At 64.4% G+C, this 17016-nt stretch carries 14 protein-coding genes and 3 pseudogenes; 7 read left to right on the top strand and 10 right to left on the bottom strand.

The window, feature by feature from the left end; genetic code table 11:
* Nucleotides 1-610 precede the first annotated feature (610 nt).
* Nucleotides 611-883 carry a copper resistance protein CopC gene (locus MPC4_RS03645; protein ID WP_174511316.1) on the top strand — a complete coding sequence of 91 codons (273 nt, stop codon included), beginning with the start codon at nucleotides 611-613 and terminating at the stop codon, nucleotides 881-883.
* Nucleotides 884-1330: 447 nt separating this feature from the next.
* Here the strand turns inward: MPC4_RS03645 and MPC4_RS03640 are convergent, their stop codons facing one another.
* The 6 genes from MPC4_RS03640 to MPC4_RS03615 form a co-directional block, all read right to left on the bottom strand.
* Entirely contained in the window at nucleotides 1331-2287 is a 957-nt protein-coding gene (locus MPC4_RS03640; protein WP_134493486.1) for an FAD:protein FMN transferase, read from the bottom strand.
* The gene (locus MPC4_RS03635) at nucleotides 2268-4454 is read right to left on the bottom strand and encodes a PepSY domain-containing protein (RefSeq protein ID WP_174511315.1); all 2187 of its coding nucleotides are present in this window, start codon (nucleotides 4452-4454) and stop codon (nucleotides 2268-2270) included. Before MPC4_RS03635 ends, MPC4_RS03640 begins: the two co-directional genes overlap by 20 nt.
* A gap of 20 nt (nucleotides 4455-4474) precedes the next feature.
* A complete protein-coding gene (locus MPC4_RS03630; RefSeq protein ID WP_174511314.1) occupies nucleotides 4475-4945 on the bottom strand; it encodes a DUF2271 domain-containing protein in 471 nt (156 codons plus the stop codon).
* A gap of 43 nt (nucleotides 4946-4988) precedes the next feature.
* On the bottom strand, nucleotides 4989-5333 hold the full coding sequence (locus MPC4_RS03625; protein ID WP_134493484.1) for a hypothetical protein: 345 nt from the start codon (nucleotides 5331-5333) through the stop codon (nucleotides 4989-4991).
* A 90-nt stretch (nucleotides 5334-5423) separates the two neighbouring features.
* The gene (locus MPC4_RS03620; protein ID WP_174511313.1) at nucleotides 5424-6782 is read right to left on the bottom strand and encodes a sensor histidine kinase; all 1359 of its coding nucleotides are present in this window, start codon (nucleotides 6780-6782) and stop codon (nucleotides 5424-5426) included.
* Nucleotides 6779-7450 carry a response regulator transcription factor gene (locus MPC4_RS03615; RefSeq protein WP_134493483.1) on the bottom strand — a complete coding sequence of 224 codons (672 nt, stop codon included), beginning with the start codon at nucleotides 7448-7450 and terminating at the stop codon, nucleotides 6779-6781. The genes MPC4_RS03620 and MPC4_RS03615 overlap by 4 nt, the downstream gene beginning before the upstream one ends.
* A 136-nt stretch (nucleotides 7451-7586) precedes the next feature.
* Here MPC4_RS03615 and MPC4_RS03610 point away from each other — a divergent pair, with 136 nt between their 5' ends.
* Complete coding sequence (locus tag MPC4_RS03610) at nucleotides 7587-7871, top strand: PepSY domain-containing protein (protein WP_342343603.1); 285 nt, start codon at nucleotides 7587-7589, stop codon at nucleotides 7869-7871.
* Between the two features lie 1605 nt (nucleotides 7872-9476).
* Here the strand turns inward: MPC4_RS03610 and MPC4_RS03605 are convergent.
* The 4 genes and pseudogenes from MPC4_RS03605 to MPC4_RS21105 form a co-directional block, all read right to left on the bottom strand.
* Nucleotides 9477-11783 carry a heavy metal translocating P-type ATPase gene (locus tag MPC4_RS03605; RefSeq protein WP_174511312.1) on the bottom strand — a complete coding sequence of 769 codons (2307 nt, stop codon included), beginning with the start codon at nucleotides 11781-11783 and terminating at the stop codon, nucleotides 9477-9479.
* A gap of 139 nt (nucleotides 11784-11922) precedes the next feature.
* Nucleotides 11923-13050: an AI-2E family transporter gene (locus MPC4_RS03600; RefSeq protein ID WP_166796094.1), complete on the bottom strand. Its 1128-nt coding sequence runs from the start codon at nucleotides 13048-13050 to the stop codon at nucleotides 11923-11925.
* Nucleotides 13047-14285, bottom strand: coding sequence for an MgtC/SapB family protein (locus tag MPC4_RS03595; RefSeq protein ID WP_134493481.1), 1239 nt, complete (start codon nucleotides 14283-14285; stop codon nucleotides 13047-13049). The genes MPC4_RS03600 and MPC4_RS03595 overlap by 4 nt, the downstream gene beginning before the upstream one ends.
* 106 nt (nucleotides 14286-14391) lie before the next feature.
* Nucleotides 14392-14551: pseudogene (locus tag MPC4_RS21105) on the bottom strand (ISKra4-like element ISMet1 family transposase); the annotation flags it as partial.
* Nucleotides 14552-15088: 537 nt separating this feature from the next.
* On the opposite strand from MPC4_RS21105, the pseudogene MPC4_RS21670 reads away from it, so the two are divergent.
* The 5 genes and pseudogenes from MPC4_RS21670 to MPC4_RS21095 all read left to right on the top strand — a co-directional run.
* A pseudogene (locus tag MPC4_RS21670) lies at nucleotides 15089-15221 on the top strand (transposase); the annotation flags it as partial.
* A gap of 149 nt (nucleotides 15222-15370) precedes the next feature.
* Entirely contained in the window at nucleotides 15371-15622 is a 252-nt protein-coding gene (locus tag MPC4_RS21100; RefSeq protein ID WP_244628824.1) for a hypothetical protein, read from the top strand.
* Between the two features lie 116 nt (nucleotides 15623-15738).
* Entirely contained in the window at nucleotides 15739-16380 is a 642-nt protein-coding gene (locus MPC4_RS03585; RefSeq protein WP_210253589.1) for a peroxiredoxin, read from the top strand.
* 13 nt (nucleotides 16381-16393) lie between these two features.
* Nucleotides 16394-16825, top strand: a complete 432-nt coding sequence (locus tag MPC4_RS03580) for a ferritin-like domain-containing protein (protein ID WP_174511309.1) — start codon at nucleotides 16394-16396, stop codon at nucleotides 16823-16825.
* 37 nt (nucleotides 16826-16862) lie between these two features.
* Nucleotides 16863-16991 (top strand): annotated as a pseudogene (locus MPC4_RS21095) (VIT1/CCC1 transporter family protein); the annotation flags it as partial.
* Nucleotides 16992-17016 lie beyond the last annotated feature (25 nt).

Here is a 17016-nt window from a genome sequence, read left to right as displayed (position 1 = left end):
TTCCAGCCACTCGCGGGCTTTAGTTTCGTCGTGGAAGATCGGGTTTGAAAGATCAGATATGGCCGTTAGCTCCTATGCCAACAACACTACGTCTAGCGACCTACTATGTCAAGGTGATAATTGCCGGGTAAATACTAGGAGACTCTCGGGCACATCTGGCCAAATTGTCTCATCGGCAGGGCGTACTGACCTTTCAGAATAATGCGGGGTCGCCGCGCTCCGCCGCAACGTGCCGGCGACGACGGAAGTGTAAAAATCGAATAGTGTCTCGGTCCCCTTCGAGGGTGTAGAGGCAGCGTGTTAGGGGCCCGTCTTGGGATTCAGCAAGAGCATGGATTAAGTTGCATAATAGCGGCCAACCCGCGCGAGCTATGCCTTTTCGGCAAAGGATGGCAAGATGCAGGGGTTTCAAGAGCGCCGGCGGCGCAAAGGTTTCGCTCAATGCATGCCGCCATACGAAAAGCGCGACCTTGCGTCGAAAATCGGCGTTTGCCCGGATCGAAAATGGGGGTATTCGTTGCTTCGTTCTTTCGAAACGCCCCGGCGCCGCCAGGAAAATGCGTGTCGAACGAGCCTCGCGCTACTGATCGGCGGCGCTTGCGTTGCGTGTATGGCCACGGAGTCAAAGGCGTTATTTCGTGGACGCGCCTTTATCGACCGGGCGATCCCGGCGGTAGGCGGGGTGATCAGCGACTCGCCCCGGGACCTTCAACTCAGTTTTACGCAACCCGTCGATGCTTCTTTGTCGGAGGTCGATGTCGCCACCTCCGGCGGCCAGATGGAGCCAACCGGCAAGGCGACGCTGGATCCAACGAGATCGAACGTGCTCCACGTTCGGCTAGGCCGGGTTTTAAAGCCCGGCGTTTATTTCGTGCGCGGGTGATGTCCCGCAATAACCCCAGTTCAGGCGATTACCGCTTTACAATTATACCCTGAAAAAGGCCTGCTTCGATTGGGCAGCTGCGCCGCTTTGCGGCGCCGGCGAGCGCATCGACCGTTGGAACTTGCGCGTCGAGACGTTGATTAGCATCTGGTTCATTGCCCATTTGCCGAGTCAGTCTTCGCTTTGCGCGGTTCCACAACTGGGAAGGGCCTGCTCCTTGCCGTCGAAGCCACGAAGCCGGGGACGCGCCATTCCACCCTGCCGCCGCGGAAGCCGATCTTGCCCGTCGTCTTGCCCCAGCATGCGCCTAGCGCCGGCGGCCCCGTTCATGGCGCTCACTACAAGCCGCCAGCGCGTCCTGCTCAGTGGCTTTCAAAGAACGAGAAATAGCCCATGATGCGCTCGATGAGGGTCGCCGCCGTGCCTATTGATGATACTTCGAGTCCTTCATGGCATGGTCGACAGGACACGACCGTCGGCGCGCACCAGCAGGGCTGCGAGGCCGAGACGAGAGGCGAGCTCCAGACCGTGATCGGCGCCTGCGACCATCAGGGCCGTAGCCCATGCGTCGGCCGCCATGCACGTCTCGGCGAGGACGGTGACGGCGGCGAGGTCGTTCTCAAGCGGCGCGCCGCGGCGCGGGTCCATCGTGTGCGACAGGCTCCGCCCGTCCACCTCGACCGTGTGGCGGTAGACGCCCGATGTGGCGACGGCGGCGCCGGAGAGTTCGAGCACGCCGAGGATGGCGCGTTCGCCGGGATCGGGCTTTTCGTGGGCGACCGCCCAAGGGCGTCCGTCGGGCTTCAGGCCCATGGCGCGCATCTCGCCGTCGATGCCGACCAAACAGGAATCGAGGCCGGACTGTTGCGCCTTTCGCGCAAGTTCATCTACGCCGAAGCCCTTGGCGATCCCTGAGAGATCAAGCCGCAGCGGCGCGAGGCGCCGCGCGCGGCGGGAAGCGAGGTCGAGCTTCAGCGTCTTCGGCGGTTCGAACGACGCCCGCCCTGCGAGGCTTGCGATCAGCCCGGCGATTGGCGCGCGCGATCCGCCTCCAAAGCCCCAGGCGCGGACAAGGTCGCCGACGCCGATGTCGAAGGCCCCGCCCGAAAGACGGCCGATCTCAAGCGCGGCGGCGAGCACGACTGAGAGTTCGTGCGGGATCTCGACCCAGGCGCCGATCGGCGCGGCGTTGAGGCGCTCGAGATCGGAATCCGGCCTCCATGTCGACATCTGCTGTTCGACGCGATCGACGGCGCCCTGAAGGCTGCGGCCGAGCGCAGCCGCATCGAAGTCGTCGGCGGCCCAGAAGACAGCGGACCACCGCGACCCCATGGTCGGACCGTTCAATGCGTGACGACGAAGCGCCGCAGGATTGGAGAGCGTTTCAATAGACATCTTCGACATAGCGTCCCGAGGATTTGAGGATGGCGAGGTCGAGGCCAAGCGGCCGGACGACCGGGTCGAGCGCGTGGGTTACGGCCTGCGCCATGTCGCGCCCCCCGCACACCAGAATCTGCGCGCCTTGCCGGATCAGTTCGCGCAAGCGGGGCGCGTCCGCGGCGATGCGGTCCTGCACATAGGCCCCGCCGTCCGGGCCGCGCGAGAAGGCGGTCCTGAGGGAGGTCAGGCGCTTTTCGGCAAGGTGCTGGGCAAGTTCGCGCTCGTAGAGAAAATCCGACGCCGCGCTACGGCCGCCCCAGTAGAGGTGAACCGGCCGACCGGCTTGATTGGCGCGCACGAAGCCAGCCAGCGGGCCGATGCCGGCACCCGCGCCGATCAGAATAAGCGGCGCGCTGCCCCTGTTTGGCCGGAAGGCCGGGTTTTCGCGGACGAACGCCTGAATGAGGTCGCCGGGCGCGAGAGCATGGAGGAAGGTCGAGCAGAGCCCGCCCTCGCGCAGCCGCACGCAGATTTCGAGCACGCCATCGCGCGCCGCCGACGCCAGCGAATAGAACCGCGGCATCGGACCGCCCGGCGGCAGGACGCCGACGAGATCGCCCGGCTCGAACGACGGCAGGCGGCCGGCCTTCGCGCCAGTTCCGGGCGCCCGAAAGCGCAGAATCGCAACCGGCGCGCCGACGGCGACGCCATAATCCTCGCGCTCGACGAGTTCGAGCGCGAAAGTCTTCGGCGGCTCGCAGACATGCTCCAGCGCGAGATCATGACCGAGCGCGGCGCCGAGGCCATGGCCCCATTGCGCGAATTCCTGCGCCGAGCAGCGATCGATCCGCTTCATCGGCAGGATCTGCGGCCAGCCCTTCGCCGCGATCGCCGCCGATACGTCATCCGCAAAGCCGCAGAAGCGCCCGAAATTGCGGTCGCCGAAGCCGAGCAGCGCCACCGGAACCGGATCGTTCAGCGCGGCGAGGCGCACGAGGAAGTTCTTCGCCGAGGCGGGCGCCGCGCCGTCGCCGCAGGTCGCCGCAAGAATCAGCAGGCGCCCGGCGCTCGCGTGGACCGGCGCCAGATCGTTCATGTCCCCTGTGTGGATATGGTGACCGGCGGCGGTCAGAGCCGCGTGCAGCGTTGCGGCGAAACCCCAGGTCGAATTGCCTTCGCTGCCGACGAGGATGATCGTATCGGCGGAGCGGGCCGAAACATTCCTCGCGATGCGCGGGCGCGCGGCGCGCCGGCGCCGCCACGACAGGAAACCCGTCGCTGCGAAAACCGGGACCGTCGCCGCCGAGAGGCCGAGCCACAGGCCGAGCGCCCAGGCGCCTCGCCCCGTGTGGAGCATGCGGACCAGATCCTGGAGGCGGTCGAGCGTCGTCGCAGGCGCGAAAGCGACGGCAGCGCCTGTCGCCGCGTCGATCCGCGCCTCTCCCGCCGAACTGCGCAGCCGGTAGACGTCCGTGCTGTCCCCGGGCGCCGGGAAGGTCAGTTCGCGCAAGTCGGCGACGTCGGCGACCTTTAGCGCCGCGAGAGTCCCGACGGGCGCCGGCGGCCCGGCGCTCGCCACGACGTCCGGGATCGCGGCCTCGCTCTCGGGGATGAAGCCAAAAGTGCTCGCCGACATCCAAAGTCCGGTCAAAGACGACAGCAACAGGCCGGCGGCGGCGAGACGGCCCAGCGCGCCGTGCCAGCGCTGCGCGGGCGCGCCCGGGATCGGGCGAAACAGCGCGCGGGGTCCGCCGAGACGACGGACGAGCATGACCATGCCCGATGCCGTCAGCGCGAGCATGGCGAGCGCGCCGATCCCAGCGGCCGCGCGGCCCGCGTCGCCCGCCAGAAACGAGCGGTGCAAGTTGGTGATGAAGCGGGAGACTTCCGACGCCCGGTAGTCGCCGAGCCCCATCCCGGTAGCCGGATCGACCCTTTCGACGCCGGCTATGTCGCCGTCGGCGAAGGCGACGGTGATCGATCCGTCTGGCCGTTTGCGGATCGAGTCGATGCTTTGGTGACGGGCGGCGACCGCCTCGGCCAGAGCGGCGACGCTGGCGCCGCGCACGATTGCGGGCGTCGCCAGACGGTCGAGCGCCGGCTGCACGGAGAGCGCCGCCCCGGTGAGGGCGATCACGGCGAGGCCGAGCGCAAGCGCGACGCCCGTTAGCGAGTGAAAACGGCGAAGCATGACGGGACTTTCCGATCGGTTCAGAAGGAGACCGAGAAGGACTTCACATAGCCCTTGCCCGGGACAGGCTTGCCGGAGGTTGAGGCGTCGAGCGGCAGGACGGCCTCGGAGGGATTGTCCCTCCCGTCCTCGACCGCGGTGTCGACGTGGAGCTTGTACCCTGCGTCGATCATGGCGTCGGTGAGGTCGAAGCTCATCTTAAGCGTCTTGCCCGAGCCGATGCTCGCGCCGGTGACGCCGTCGATCTCGGCCACCGCGCCGCCCGAGGCGCGCTGCCAATCGGAAAGATGCCGGTAATATTTCGCCTTGCCGCCGGCCATCCAGAGGGTCCCCCTGTATTTGCCGGCGGCGTCGGTAACATAGAGGACGACATAGGCGCCGTTGCCGCCATAGTTCTTGAGCGTCGTCTCGATGGTGATCTGGCGGGCCTCGGCGAAGCCCGGAGCCATCAAGGCGGCGGATGCGGCGATGGCGGGCAGGACGAATTTCATCGGTCTGTTCCTCGAAGGAGATTGGGGAGGGCGCGGCGGTCGATCACTGGACCTCGACCTTTGGGCGGGCATGGCCATTGAAGAGGCCATTGTCGGGAACCGGCGCATTGGGATCGGTGGGGCCGGCCTGCGGGATCGCGCCGCGGCCGCCGCCTTCATCGTCATCGTCGCCGTCATCCTCTTCAGGGCGGCTTCGCGCGGAATATTCCCGCCCCTGCGTCTCTTCGGCGAGGCGGAGCGGAGCCCGCTCTGCGTCGACAGCCTCGACGCCGTGACGCGCTTCCTGGCGATGGCCTTCCGGAAAATCGCGGTCGGTCGCCGCCAGCGCGACGCCAATGGCGACTGTGGAAACGAGGAGCGCCGCTCCGATCAAAATGGGTTTCTTCATAGGATGTCTCCGGTTGCATTGACCGGAGCATTGTCGCCATCGCGCCTGACGGCCGCCTGAAGGAAAAGCTGAATTGCGTTCAGCTTCCCGTCAGGCTTGCGGCGCTGGCGTGGCGAAGCGCACTGTGGCGCGCAGGCCATCGGCTTCGCCGGGGATCGGCGAGGCGAGGTCGAACGCGAGGCCCGCACCGCGGCAGATGGCGGCGGCGATCGCAAGGCCAAGGCCGGACCCCTCCGACCGCGTCGGGCCGCGCTCGAACGGCCGGACGAGCCGCTCCAGCTGTTCCGCCGGCACGACGGCGCCGTGATTTGAAACCTCGAACAGCCCCTCTGCGAGCCGCACCGAGACGGGCGCATCGGGGGCGCCATGCTTCAGCGCATTCTCGATGAGGTTGCGGGCGAGAATCGCGAAGGCGTCCGGATCGAGATCCGAAAGGGGGCCGCCGTCCGGCGTGATCGAAACGGCCAGCGCGTCGCCACGGTCGGTCTGGCGGTCGATTTCCTCGATGACGTGGCGCAGCACTAGCCCGAGCGGCGCCGGCGTCTCGGCGAGAAGGCCGCCGCCCTCGGCCTTAGCGAGCTGCAGGAGCTTCTCGGAGAGGCGCGAGAGGCGCCGCAGCGCGGTCGCGATGGAGCGGGCGCGGTCGCTGGCCGGGCTCTCAGGCAATTCGGCGATGAGGCGCTGGGTCTGCGCCAGCGCGGCGGCGATCGGCGTTCTAAGTTCATGGGCGCTGTTGGCCGTGAAGCTGCGCTCGGCTTCGAGGGCGCCGCGCAAGCGCTCCATCAAGGCGTTGACCGACGCCGCGACGGGCGCGATCTCGTCCGGCAGCCCAGCTGCCGCGACGGGCGCGAGATTGCCGCGGCCACGCGCTTCGATCGCGCTGCGGAAGGCGATCACGGGCTTCATGGACAGCCGGATCGTGAGCCACACGCCAAGCAAGGCGATCGGCACGAGGGCGACGAGGGGCCAGATCAGGGCGGCCACGGCGCGCCGGACCGCCGCCTCGCGGTGACGCAGGTCCTCGGCGGTCGTGACGAAGATGGTTCCCCGGACCGCGGCCTCGGTATAGGTGCGCAGCCGGTCGGTGGAATGGTAGCCGGGCGCGAGGCCGCCTGGAATGCTCATGAGGTCGGCGCCGCTGGACTGGAGCAGTTCGCGCCCCCCTTTGTCGCGGACCACATAGGCGATGTATTCCCTGTGCGGACCGATCGGCGCCATGTGCTGGGTCGCACCGCCATCCTCGCGCGAGAGCAACTCGGAATAGGCGAGGGGGAGCACCCGCTGCGCGACTTCCTGCAGCGCGCTGTCGAACACTTCATCGATCTCGTGGCGCAGCACCAGGCCGGCCACCGTCGCTGCGGCGAGCCACAAGGCCGTGACCGCGACGGCGAGCCATAATCCGATGCGTCGGCGCAGGCTCCATCCAGCGGACGGACGCCCGCCGCTCACGCGCGCGTCCCCGGCGAGCCGAGACGGTAGCCTATGCCGCGAACCGTCTCGATCGCCTCCGCTCCAAGCTTCTTGCGAAGGCGCCCGATATAGACTTCGATCGTATTGCTCTGGATCTCGGCTTCGAAGGAATAGAGCCTCTCCTCGAGCTGCGATTTGGAAATCAGCTGATTGGGGCGCTGCACGAAGGCTTCGAACAGCGACCACTCGCGGGCGGTCAGCTGAACCAGCCTGCCGCCGCGCCGGATGGAGCGGGCGGCGAGATCGACCTCGAAATCGCCGAAGGCGACAAGCGGATTGGGATTGCCACAATAGCGCCGTCCGACCGCGCGGATCCGCGCGGACAGCTCGAAAAGGTCGAAGGGCTTGATCAGATAGTCGTCGGCGCCGACGTCGAGGGCGGCGATGCGGTCCGAGATCTGGTCCAGCGCCGTCAGCACCATCACCGGCGTGACGTCGCCCGCCGACCGCAGGCGTTTCAGGAAGTCGAGACCGCGTCCGTCCGGCAGCATCAGGTCGAGCAGGATAAGTTCAAAGGCGGCGGCATGGATCGCGACGCCGGCTTCGTCGAGACGCTTTACCCAGTCGGCGGTATGTCCGTCGTCCATAAGCTGGTCACGCACCGCCATTCCAAGGATGGGATCGTCTTCGACCAATAGAATGCGCATGCGTCGCCTCGGCGTGTCTTGTGCAAACTTATCCTGCCGGGCTGGCGAAGTAGTCCTAAAATTGTTTGAGTCGTTCAGGAAGGCGTCAGTTTGGCGTGCTTCCTCGGCTATCCGGGGCGCCAGCAGGAGAGCATCAGTGAAAAGCGCGTTGGGTGCGGCAATTTTGGCCCTCATGGCATGTCTTGGCGCCGCGCGGGTCGCGGCGGATCAGGCCTGCAGCGCGCCGCTGGCCGACTGGCAGCCGCGCCAGGCTTTACAGGCGAAGCTCGAGGCCGAAGGCTGGACCGTGCTGTCGATCCGCTCCGACGACGGCTGTTACAAGGTCAGGGCAACGAAGGCGGGAGGGGAGCGCCTCGACGCAAAGTATGACCCGGCGAGCCTCGAACGCGTCCAGCGCAAACAAGATGAAGACGATGACTGACGGCTCCGAAGCGATCTGTTTCAGTTCCGCCGCCCCAGCGCCGCCGGGGGGCATTGTCACATTGGCCAAGAATAGTCGATTTTTGAGCGATTTATCAGAGCAACGAGCACCATAACGCATTGACAATGTGTACATTTTGGCTTTGAACGCCCGTCGCGATTGACAAGTAAAACGGGGCGAACGTGACGATGGCGATTTTGGACATCGTGGAGAATAAGCGCCAGAGAGCGGAGCCTGGCACAGGCACCGTGACAATGCCCACGGGAGCGTTTGCAGTGACCGCGTGATAACGACCGTGCGAGTCATCTATTCATCTATCGACTCAAGCGTCAGTTTTTTTTATCCGCTCAGGCCGCGCAAAGGCCCCTTCTGGTAGCATTTTCCGCCGCCCCCTAGCCCTAACGCTTGAGCGACACTCCTCCAGCGTCGAGAACCCGCAGTGGCTATGCGCAACTGCGCCTAATCGCTCTGGGCCGCCTACGTACTTGGCGCAATAGGTTGCAGCATCGGCAGAGCCCAGAAAAGCACCCATCCCCATGACCGTCGCTATGATTGTCAGACGAAGCATGACTGCCTACCCCTCAAGCCTAAAGTTAGTCGGCGCGCAATGCGCTGAATCAATTCTGAAGACGGTCCCCATCAATCGCTTAAGTCGCGTTCGTCGCCGTGCTGCCCGGCATCCATGGTGACCGGGCCTCAATGTGAGGGTGACTATCCAGCCTGGGCGGGTCCTCCGCAGAGGGTCGACAGCGGGGGGTGCCGCCCCGGGATTTCAATCAATTCTCAGTGGAAATTTCTAACAGCCTTCACGGTAACGGCGCCGCAGGCGTGGCGTGAAATGCAACGTGAGCATGACAGCCAATTATTTTTTTACATGTTCGGTTTGCTGCGATAAAGATCCCAACGGTCCCAAGAGCGAAGGCGGCAGCAACGCTGATCGATGTCCATGGGCTCTCGGAATCGAGAGCCACGTGCCTATCACTCGACCTTTTCAAAGGACGAGCATTGCCCGTTCGCCCCTGCGACCTGGTCGCGCTTCTGTTTGTCAAGCAGCGGTTGGGTCGCTTGCTTATCGTCTCTCCTGCGCTGCGGCGATTTTGGCCGCTCGGGCTATGGTGCAAAAGTTCCGGGAGCGCACAACGAAACGGCAAGGACAGAACTGCATTCCAGGTTTTGCGGCCTGTGCGAAACTGGCCGCTGGCCGCGGCGATCACAGAGGAGGTCGTCACGCGCCGAGTTGCCGCCGCCGCCCGAGCCGTTGTTGCCCTCTCGATTGATGCTTGAAAGGGGCGCGGATCAATTTTGGCGCAAAACTGGCCGACCTTGATGCCGGCGACGCTCTCGCAACTAATGGACTGGATTTCGCCCGACTCCCAGAGCGGATTGCTACGGCCTCGAATTGGCTTAATGACGCTGATCGCGGCCGCCATGCGGTGCCTCGGGACCTGGCGAGGCGTCATGCGCCGGAGCGGTGCGGCGCACCGACGATGCGAACCATGCGCCGCCGAGGACCAAAATCGCCAGCGCGGCGGCCGCAACGCGGGGCGCCTATCCGGTTCTTATGGCGGCGCGGCCTTTGGCCGATTTCGATTTGCCTGCACCGAGTCAGCGCTTCTCGGCGATCCGCTCCGAACCGGCGTTTTCATAGATGTCCTGCTCCTGGGCATTATGAATCCGAACCAGCGATTCGATGGATTCGATAATGCGTTGCCCATCCCTGATCAGAAATCGATCAGCGTCATTCGGACCGAGCCCATCGACGAGGCGGCCCAGAAGTCGCGCCATGTGCAGGATCTCGCGATGGGCGCGGCTCATGGCGAAGAGTCCGGAGCTATCGGATAGAAGATTCAAGAGCTGCGGATAGACGTAGCTTTCGTCTGCGCGTTCATGCTCGACGATCTCCTCTGCGACGATGCGATTGGCCTCGGCGAGATATGCGACGGCGGAATTCGCATCCATATCGTCGAGGGCGTCGGCGATCTGCCGCAGACGATCGAGGCTCGCGTTAAGCCTGTCGTGGTCCTGCCGCAGACCGAGCGCGTCGCTCTCCGCCATCGAAGCACGTCGCTGCGCCCCGCCGGGACTGAGCGCCCTCAATGCGTTGAGGATCACGGCGATGTCGATTGCCTCCTGGGTTAGCGCGCCAGCGACCGGCGTGAGCCAGCCAAACGCCGCGGCGCCCATCGCGACCCCGGACAACGCCATGCCAGCGAAGATGCTTTGGAGCGCTATGGCGCGGGTGCGGCGGGCGATGACGACGGCGTCGGAAACGCGGTCGATCTGATCGACGAGAATGACGACATCGGCCGCCTCCGACGAAGCGCTCGCGCCGCGCGCGCCCATCGCAATGCCGACGTCGGCGGCCGCCAAAGCGGGGGCGTCGTTGATGCCGTCGCCGACCATGACGGTCGGATGCAACCGCTGCTCCAGTTCGACCGCCTCGACCTTGTCGGCGGGGACGCGGTCGGCGAGCACGGCGTCGAGATCAAGCGCCGCCCCGATCGTCTCGGCGGAGTCGGCGCGGTCGCCCGTCACCATGACGATGCGCGCGACGCCAGCGGCCCGAAGAGCGCGGATGGCGCGCGGCGCCTCCGGCCTCAACTCGTCGGCGAGCAGCAAGGCGCCGGCGGCGCGCCCGTCGATCGAGACGAACACACTGAGAGCCGAGCGCCAGGACGCGCGCCGCAGAGCGCGCGCCGCCCATGAGTCCATCTGTGACCCGCCGCAGACAAGCTGATGCGATCCGGCGCGGACGACGCGGCCTTCGACGACGCCCTCAAGCCCGGACCCCATTGTTTCGCGCACGTCCTCCGGGATCTGGAGTTTCAGACCCTTCGCGACGGACGCGGAGACGATGGCGGCTGCGACGACATGGTGCGACGCCTGCTCCAGAGAGCCCACCAACCGTAGAAGGTCGTCTGGCTCCTCGCCGGGGGCGGCCTCGACGGCGACCAGGCGCGCACCGCCGACGGTCAGGGTGCCTGTCTTGTCGAACATGACCGTGTAAGCGCGGGCGAGGGCCTCGAGCGGGCCGCCGCCCTTGATGAGGATCCCGCGCCGGGCGGCTTGCGCAGCGCCGGCGATAAAAGCCACGGGGGCCGCGAGAATGAGTGGGCAAGGAGTCGCCGCAACGAGAACAGCGAGCGCCCGTATAGGATCTCCGGAAAAAAACCAGGCGGCTCCGGCTACGACAAGCGTCACCGGCAACAGGATCAACGCAAAGCGATCGGCCATCCTGATGAAAGGCGCTTTTGCGGTTTGCGCCGAACTCACCATTTTAACGATGCCGGCGTAAGTGCTCTCCCCGGCGGTAGCCGACGCGCGCATCTCGAAGGTCTCGCCCGCATTGATCGCGCCGCTGCGGGCCGCCTCGCCAGCGAACCGCGTCACGGGGATCGGCTCGCCCGTGACGGCCGATTCATCGAGGGACGCGCTGGGACTTGCGATCTGTCCATCGACAGGGACGACCTCGCCCGCGCGAACAAGAATTGTATCGCCGACGGCGACCTCTTCGATGGCTATGTCTTCAAAAGATTCGCCGGTCTTTCGGTGTGCTGTCCGCGGCGCGCGATCGATAAGCGACCTGAGGTCCCGCTCGGCCCGTCCGACCGCGTAATCCTCAAGGACGGCGCCGCCGGCGTACATGACGGCCACGACGATCGCCGCGAGCGCTTCGCCAAGAGCCAGAGCCGCCACCATGGCCAACAACGCCACGGCGTCGACGCCCATCCGGCCGGCCCTGAGATCGCTGACAATCGAGATGGCGAGGCTCACGACGACAGGGATCGCGCCAGCCGCCCACAGCCATTGCGCCAGTTCAGGCCACGCGACAAATTTGACGGCGATTCCGCCGGTCAGGCCGATAAGCGCAATCAAGATAAGGGCGCGACGCGCCATTCGCGCGTTGATCATCGACGTCGCTCGCGACTCAAACAGGAGCGATCGGCCGGAGAACGTGCGCCGCCGCGAGCACGGCCTTTTTCCGCCAGAAGGGCATCAATTCTGCGAATGACTTGGCGCACTGTTAACCCCGGAGTTTCGAGCGACGCGTTCATGCGAGGGGCTCCGTCCCATCCTCGCGCGAACGGACGCCGCTCGCGGAAAGTGGATCTTCTGGCGGATCGCCGAGGCCCTGCTGCACATAGAGAACCTCCAGCGTGACAATCAGGAGCAAGGTGAGGGGCGCCGCCAGCACCACGCCTAAAGGCCCAAACAGGAGACCGAACGAGACAGTCGACAGAAGAGCGAGGACCGGTGGCAACGAGGTCGCTTCGGCCTGCACCAAGGGGGTAATGAAGTTGCCTTCGACGAAATGGACGCCGGCATACATCAGGATGACGAGCGCGGCATCGCCAGGTCCCTGGGTGAGGGCGACCAGCGTCGCAGGAACCGCAGCCAGTATCGCCCCGACAAACGGAATGAAGCAGAGCAAACCGCCCATTAACCCGAGCGCGAACGCGGCTTCGATGCCGAGGAGCCACAATCCAATGCCTGTCAGCGAGCCGATGGTGCACATGACCACGAGTTGGCCGACCAACCAGCGCTCAAGAATGTTCCCAATTGCGTCAAAAAGGTGTTCGGCCTTCAGGCGATGCGCTGGCGGAACCAGGCGAATGCAGAGATGACGATAGAGGTCGGGCTGAGCGGCCAGATAGATCGCCATGAAAAGAGCGATCACCGTATAGCCGAGGGCGTGTGTGATCGAGCCGACTGCCCCGCCGCCAACCGATGTGGCCCAGCCGGTGGCCCCAGCGACATTGATGCCGCGCACTTGATCAAGGAATTGGCGACCGTATGGATTGCCAGTCAGCTGGTCCATGACGAGCTTAAATCCGGCGGGCGCGACCTTGAGCACGTCGCTCAACTGGACCGCCATGACGGATCCGAATAGCCAAAGCGCGGCCCCAAAGGCGGCAAGACCGGCGACGGCAACGCCCGCCAATGCGAGCGCCTCGCGAACGCCGGTCCGGCGCGCCAGACCTCTTGCCGCCGCGTGAAGCCCTATCGCAAGCAGGATGGCGCCGAAGAGAAGCACGAGGACGTTGATGATCCGCCAGAGCGCAGCCGCCAGAGCGGCGATGACGACGACCACCAGCAAGCGCGAGGTGAACGCGCCAAGCGAGCGGTCTCCGGAAATAGGGGCTTTTCGACTCTCGCCGGACTCTGTTTGACCGCTCATCGCAAAATCACCGCCGCCGCGACAGCCCATGCCGCGGCGATCGACAGTAGGAGGCCTGGAACGATGCGCAGAGCGAAACCATGTGAACCTGCGGCGAGGGCCATCCCGGTCTTGGCAATCACGTTGGTCGTCATCGCCGCCAGAATCGGCAACACGGCCTCGCGGGGCGTCAGTTTGGCCGCGGCGGCCAGCGAGGCCACGGAAATCGCAGCCGAATGGGTGTCGACGAAACCGGCGACCGCGGCCCCCGCAAGGATGCCTGTTTCCCCGAGCCAGTTCTTCAAGGCCGCGCCCGCGACCAGCATGACCGCCATCATCGCCGCCAGCCCGAACGCCGTGGCGACGCTAAAAGCCCGTCCTGGTTCCGAGCTCTCGGCGGAGGTTGATGAAATGCCTGCAACTGCGAAAGCGAGCCCATAGATCGCGGCCACGACGCCACCCGCCGCCAAGGCAGGCGCCATCATGATGAGTGTAGGTGCGCTGATGGCGAGCAGCAGCAGCGCCATCTGAACGAAGGTGGCGACCGTCGATAACGTCGCTCCAGCGACCGCGCCTCCCAAACTTGCTGGATCCTTCGCCGCCCGGCCGGCCATCGAGCCGATAGTCGCCGTGCTCGAGACAAAGCCGGAGGCGAGTCCGGCGATGGGCAGGCCGAAACGCGGCCCGAGCAGTCTCGTCGCCGCATGCCCGCAGGCCCCGAGCGCGAGCACCAGGACGACCAGCAACCAGATGCTATGCGGATTGAGCGCCTGAAACGGCCCGATATAGCGATCGGGCAACTGCGGCCAGATCACAACGCTCACGACCGCGAAAACAAGACCATCATTGACCTCGGCGTCGGTGAGCACGCCCTTGACGAAACGGTGCAATGGCATCTTCGAAGCGAAGACGGCGGCGACCGCCACGCCGAGCGCGGAGGCGAGGAGCGTATCGGACATTGCGAGGCCGCCGAGAAGAGGCGCAGCCATCAGGCCGACCTCGGTCGTCAGGCCGGGGTCGGGATCGCGGCTATAAGACAGCGCGGTCAGAACGATGACGCCGCCCGTTGCGAGCGCGAGAAGCGCGACGCCCCCAATGTGAGCCGCGATGGCGCCGAAGAGCGCGACAAGTCCAAATGTCCGGATACCCGCTGGGCGGCGGCCCAGACCTTCGCCTTTGCTGCGTTCGCGCTCGAGCCCGATCAGCATGCCCAACGCGAGGGCAATCACAAAATTGAACCATGGCGAGGCTATCATTGGTGTCATCATTGGTGAGAGCAGCAAAAAACTCTGGGGTTAATGCGGCTCTGAACAAAGGCGGGGTTGGTTGAAAGATCGGGTGGAGGGGGAGCGCAGGCAGGACAGGCTTGTGCCGGAGCCGTTGTCTTAGATTGCCAATTCACCATCGCCGCTCTGACCTGGAGCATAGCATTTGCGCCCGAGGGGGACCAGCGCATTTGCTGGCATTTGACCGTTCTTTTCGCAACCAGGGAATTGACCGCGGATTCCGCCAAGCTGGTCGAGAACGATGACAGGACACGCCGAAGCGCTCGTCGCATCCGATCCCGCTCATGACGCAAGACCAGCTCAATATCCAGTCTCTTCATCGCGTTTGTGCGCGTCTGATTGGCGCGCGCACCGCGCTGGTCAACCAGCTTCGCGGTATTCTGTTCGACCGCGGAATAATCATTCCCATGGGAGTTCCAAGCCCGATCGCTGGCCGCGTGAGGAGCTTCCGTCGGCACCCGGTTTGACGGGCCGAATGGGCCAGTTTATCGACAATTTGGTTGAGGAACCGCGAGTGATAACCGATCGCATTTCTACGCTCGATCGCGAGTGTGAGGCGTTTTCGCGGGCGAGCAATGCGCCAATCGACTAGCAAATCCAACCGACGAATGTCTCAATTCGATGATCGCAAAAACGCACATTCCATGACGCTTTTTTTTGCTCCGATTTTCATTTGAGCAAGCTTCGGAAACTCCACAACCGATCGACATGACTGCGATTGTGGACTTGCTTCAGAAAAGTGGAGAGTTTTCCTGCCATGAGAGGAGAACTCGATGCCGGAGCCAAAGCGTTTTACGCCGCAATTTGAGGAGGGGGCAGTTCGCCTGGTTCGCACGAGCGGGCGGACGCAGCGAGAAGTTGCGCACGACCTTGGAATCGGGCTGTCGACCCTGGTCCGGTGGATTGCACGCGGCCGGGATCGCTTGATCGAGGCACCAGCCGCACCGGCAGGCGGCGAATCTGTCGCTCAATTGATCTATATCAGTGCGGAGAGGATGGACACCGCGGTTGATAGGAGGTTCAACATATTCGGATCAACAAAAGGAGTCTGCAACATGAGGCTTATCCATACTATCGCGGTTTCCGCCCTGACGATCGCTGCTTCGATCACCATTGCGTCGGCTCAAACGGGCCCTGTCGCTACGGCTTGCAAGGATGACATTGCCAAGCTCTGCGCTGGCAAGGCGCACGACGGCGAAGTCCGCATCTGCCTCGAAACCAACTATGACAGGGTCTCAGCTGCGTGCAAAACCGCACTCGATACGACGGGCGGCGGACATGGCAAGGGCCTTGGCATGGGCAGATAAGATTCGAATGCCTTGAATTTGCAGCGCTGCGCCCGGCCGGTCCGCCTGTCCGGTGCAGCGCTCAGTTTTTTATTCCGATCCCTGACCTATTCGATGTCGTATGCCAAATGGAGAATATGATGGAAGACCCTACACGCCAGCCACGCCTCAATGAACCTGCCCCCGACTTCGAAGCCAAAACCACGCATGGAGTGCGCAAGCTGGCTGACTATAAGGGCAAATGGCTGGTCCTCTTCTCGCATCCCGCCGATTTCACTCCGGTTTGCACGACGGAGTTCATCGGCTTCGCCAAAGCGTGGCCGGAATTTCAGAAGCTCAACTGTGAACTGCTCGGGCTTTCGATCGACAGCACCTACGCCCACATCGCTTGGGTCCGCAACATCAAGCAGAACTTCGGGATCGATATTCCCTTCCCAATTATCGAAGACCTGTCGATGAAGGTCGCCCATGCCTATGGCATGATCCAGCCCGGCGCGAGCGACACATCAGCCGTCCGGTCCACGTTCTTCATCGACGACGAGAGCGTCCTGCGGGCGATGCTCTATTACCCGATGAGCAATGGCCGCTCAATTCCGGAATTCGTCCGCCTGCTCACCGCCATGCAGACCTCCGACACGAATGGGATCGCCACACCGGAAGGCTGGCAGCCCGGCGACAAAGTTATCGTTCCGCCGCCGCAGACCGCGCAAGACGCGGAAACCCGCGCTGGCGAGGGATACGACTATACCGATTGGTACTTCTCGAAGAAGCAGCTCTGAAGGGATGTCAGGCATGAGTTCTGGACAAAGGCTCGACGACACGGAGGTTCAGGCCCTCTCCGACACGCTCGATGATGAATACAAGTCGCGCGAAACCTATGCACAGGTTATCCGCGATTTCGGTGATGTTCGGCCCTTCGTCAACATCGTCGAAGCCGAGGCGCGACACGCCTCGGCGCTGCTCAACCTGTTCGAAAAATACGGCGTTTCGCCGCCAGCCAATCGCTGGGCAGGAAAGGCGCCCCGTTTTTCGAGCGTTCACGAAGCCTGCGTCGCCGGCATCCAGGGCGAAATCGAGAATGTGGCGATTTACGACCGGGCTTTGAAAAGCACCCAGCGCCCAGACATTCTCGCCGTATACCAGGCGCTACGATCAGCCTCGCAGGATCGGCATCTGCCGGCCTTCCAGCGCTGCGCACAGCGCTCTCCCGAGCGCGGCAGATGATGCGCGCGGTCACCCTTCAACCCACCTCGTCTCTCGCATCGGATGGCTGCGGCCGGCCGTGCTCGGCGCCAATGACGGGATCGTCTCCACCGCGAGCCTGATCATGGGGGTAGCCGCCGCGTCTGCCGCACGTTCCGACATTCTAGTCGCCGGCATCGCGAGGCTAGCCCGTCTTATTCACCCAACTGGAG

The sequence above is a fragment of the Methylocella tundrae genome, assembly GCF_901905185.1.
GTDB lineage: Bacteria > Pseudomonadota > Alphaproteobacteria > Rhizobiales > Beijerinckiaceae > Methylocapsa > Methylocapsa tundrae.
Note: the sequence above shows the minus strand (reverse complement) of the source record. Positions and strands in the feature narration are given on the sequence as shown.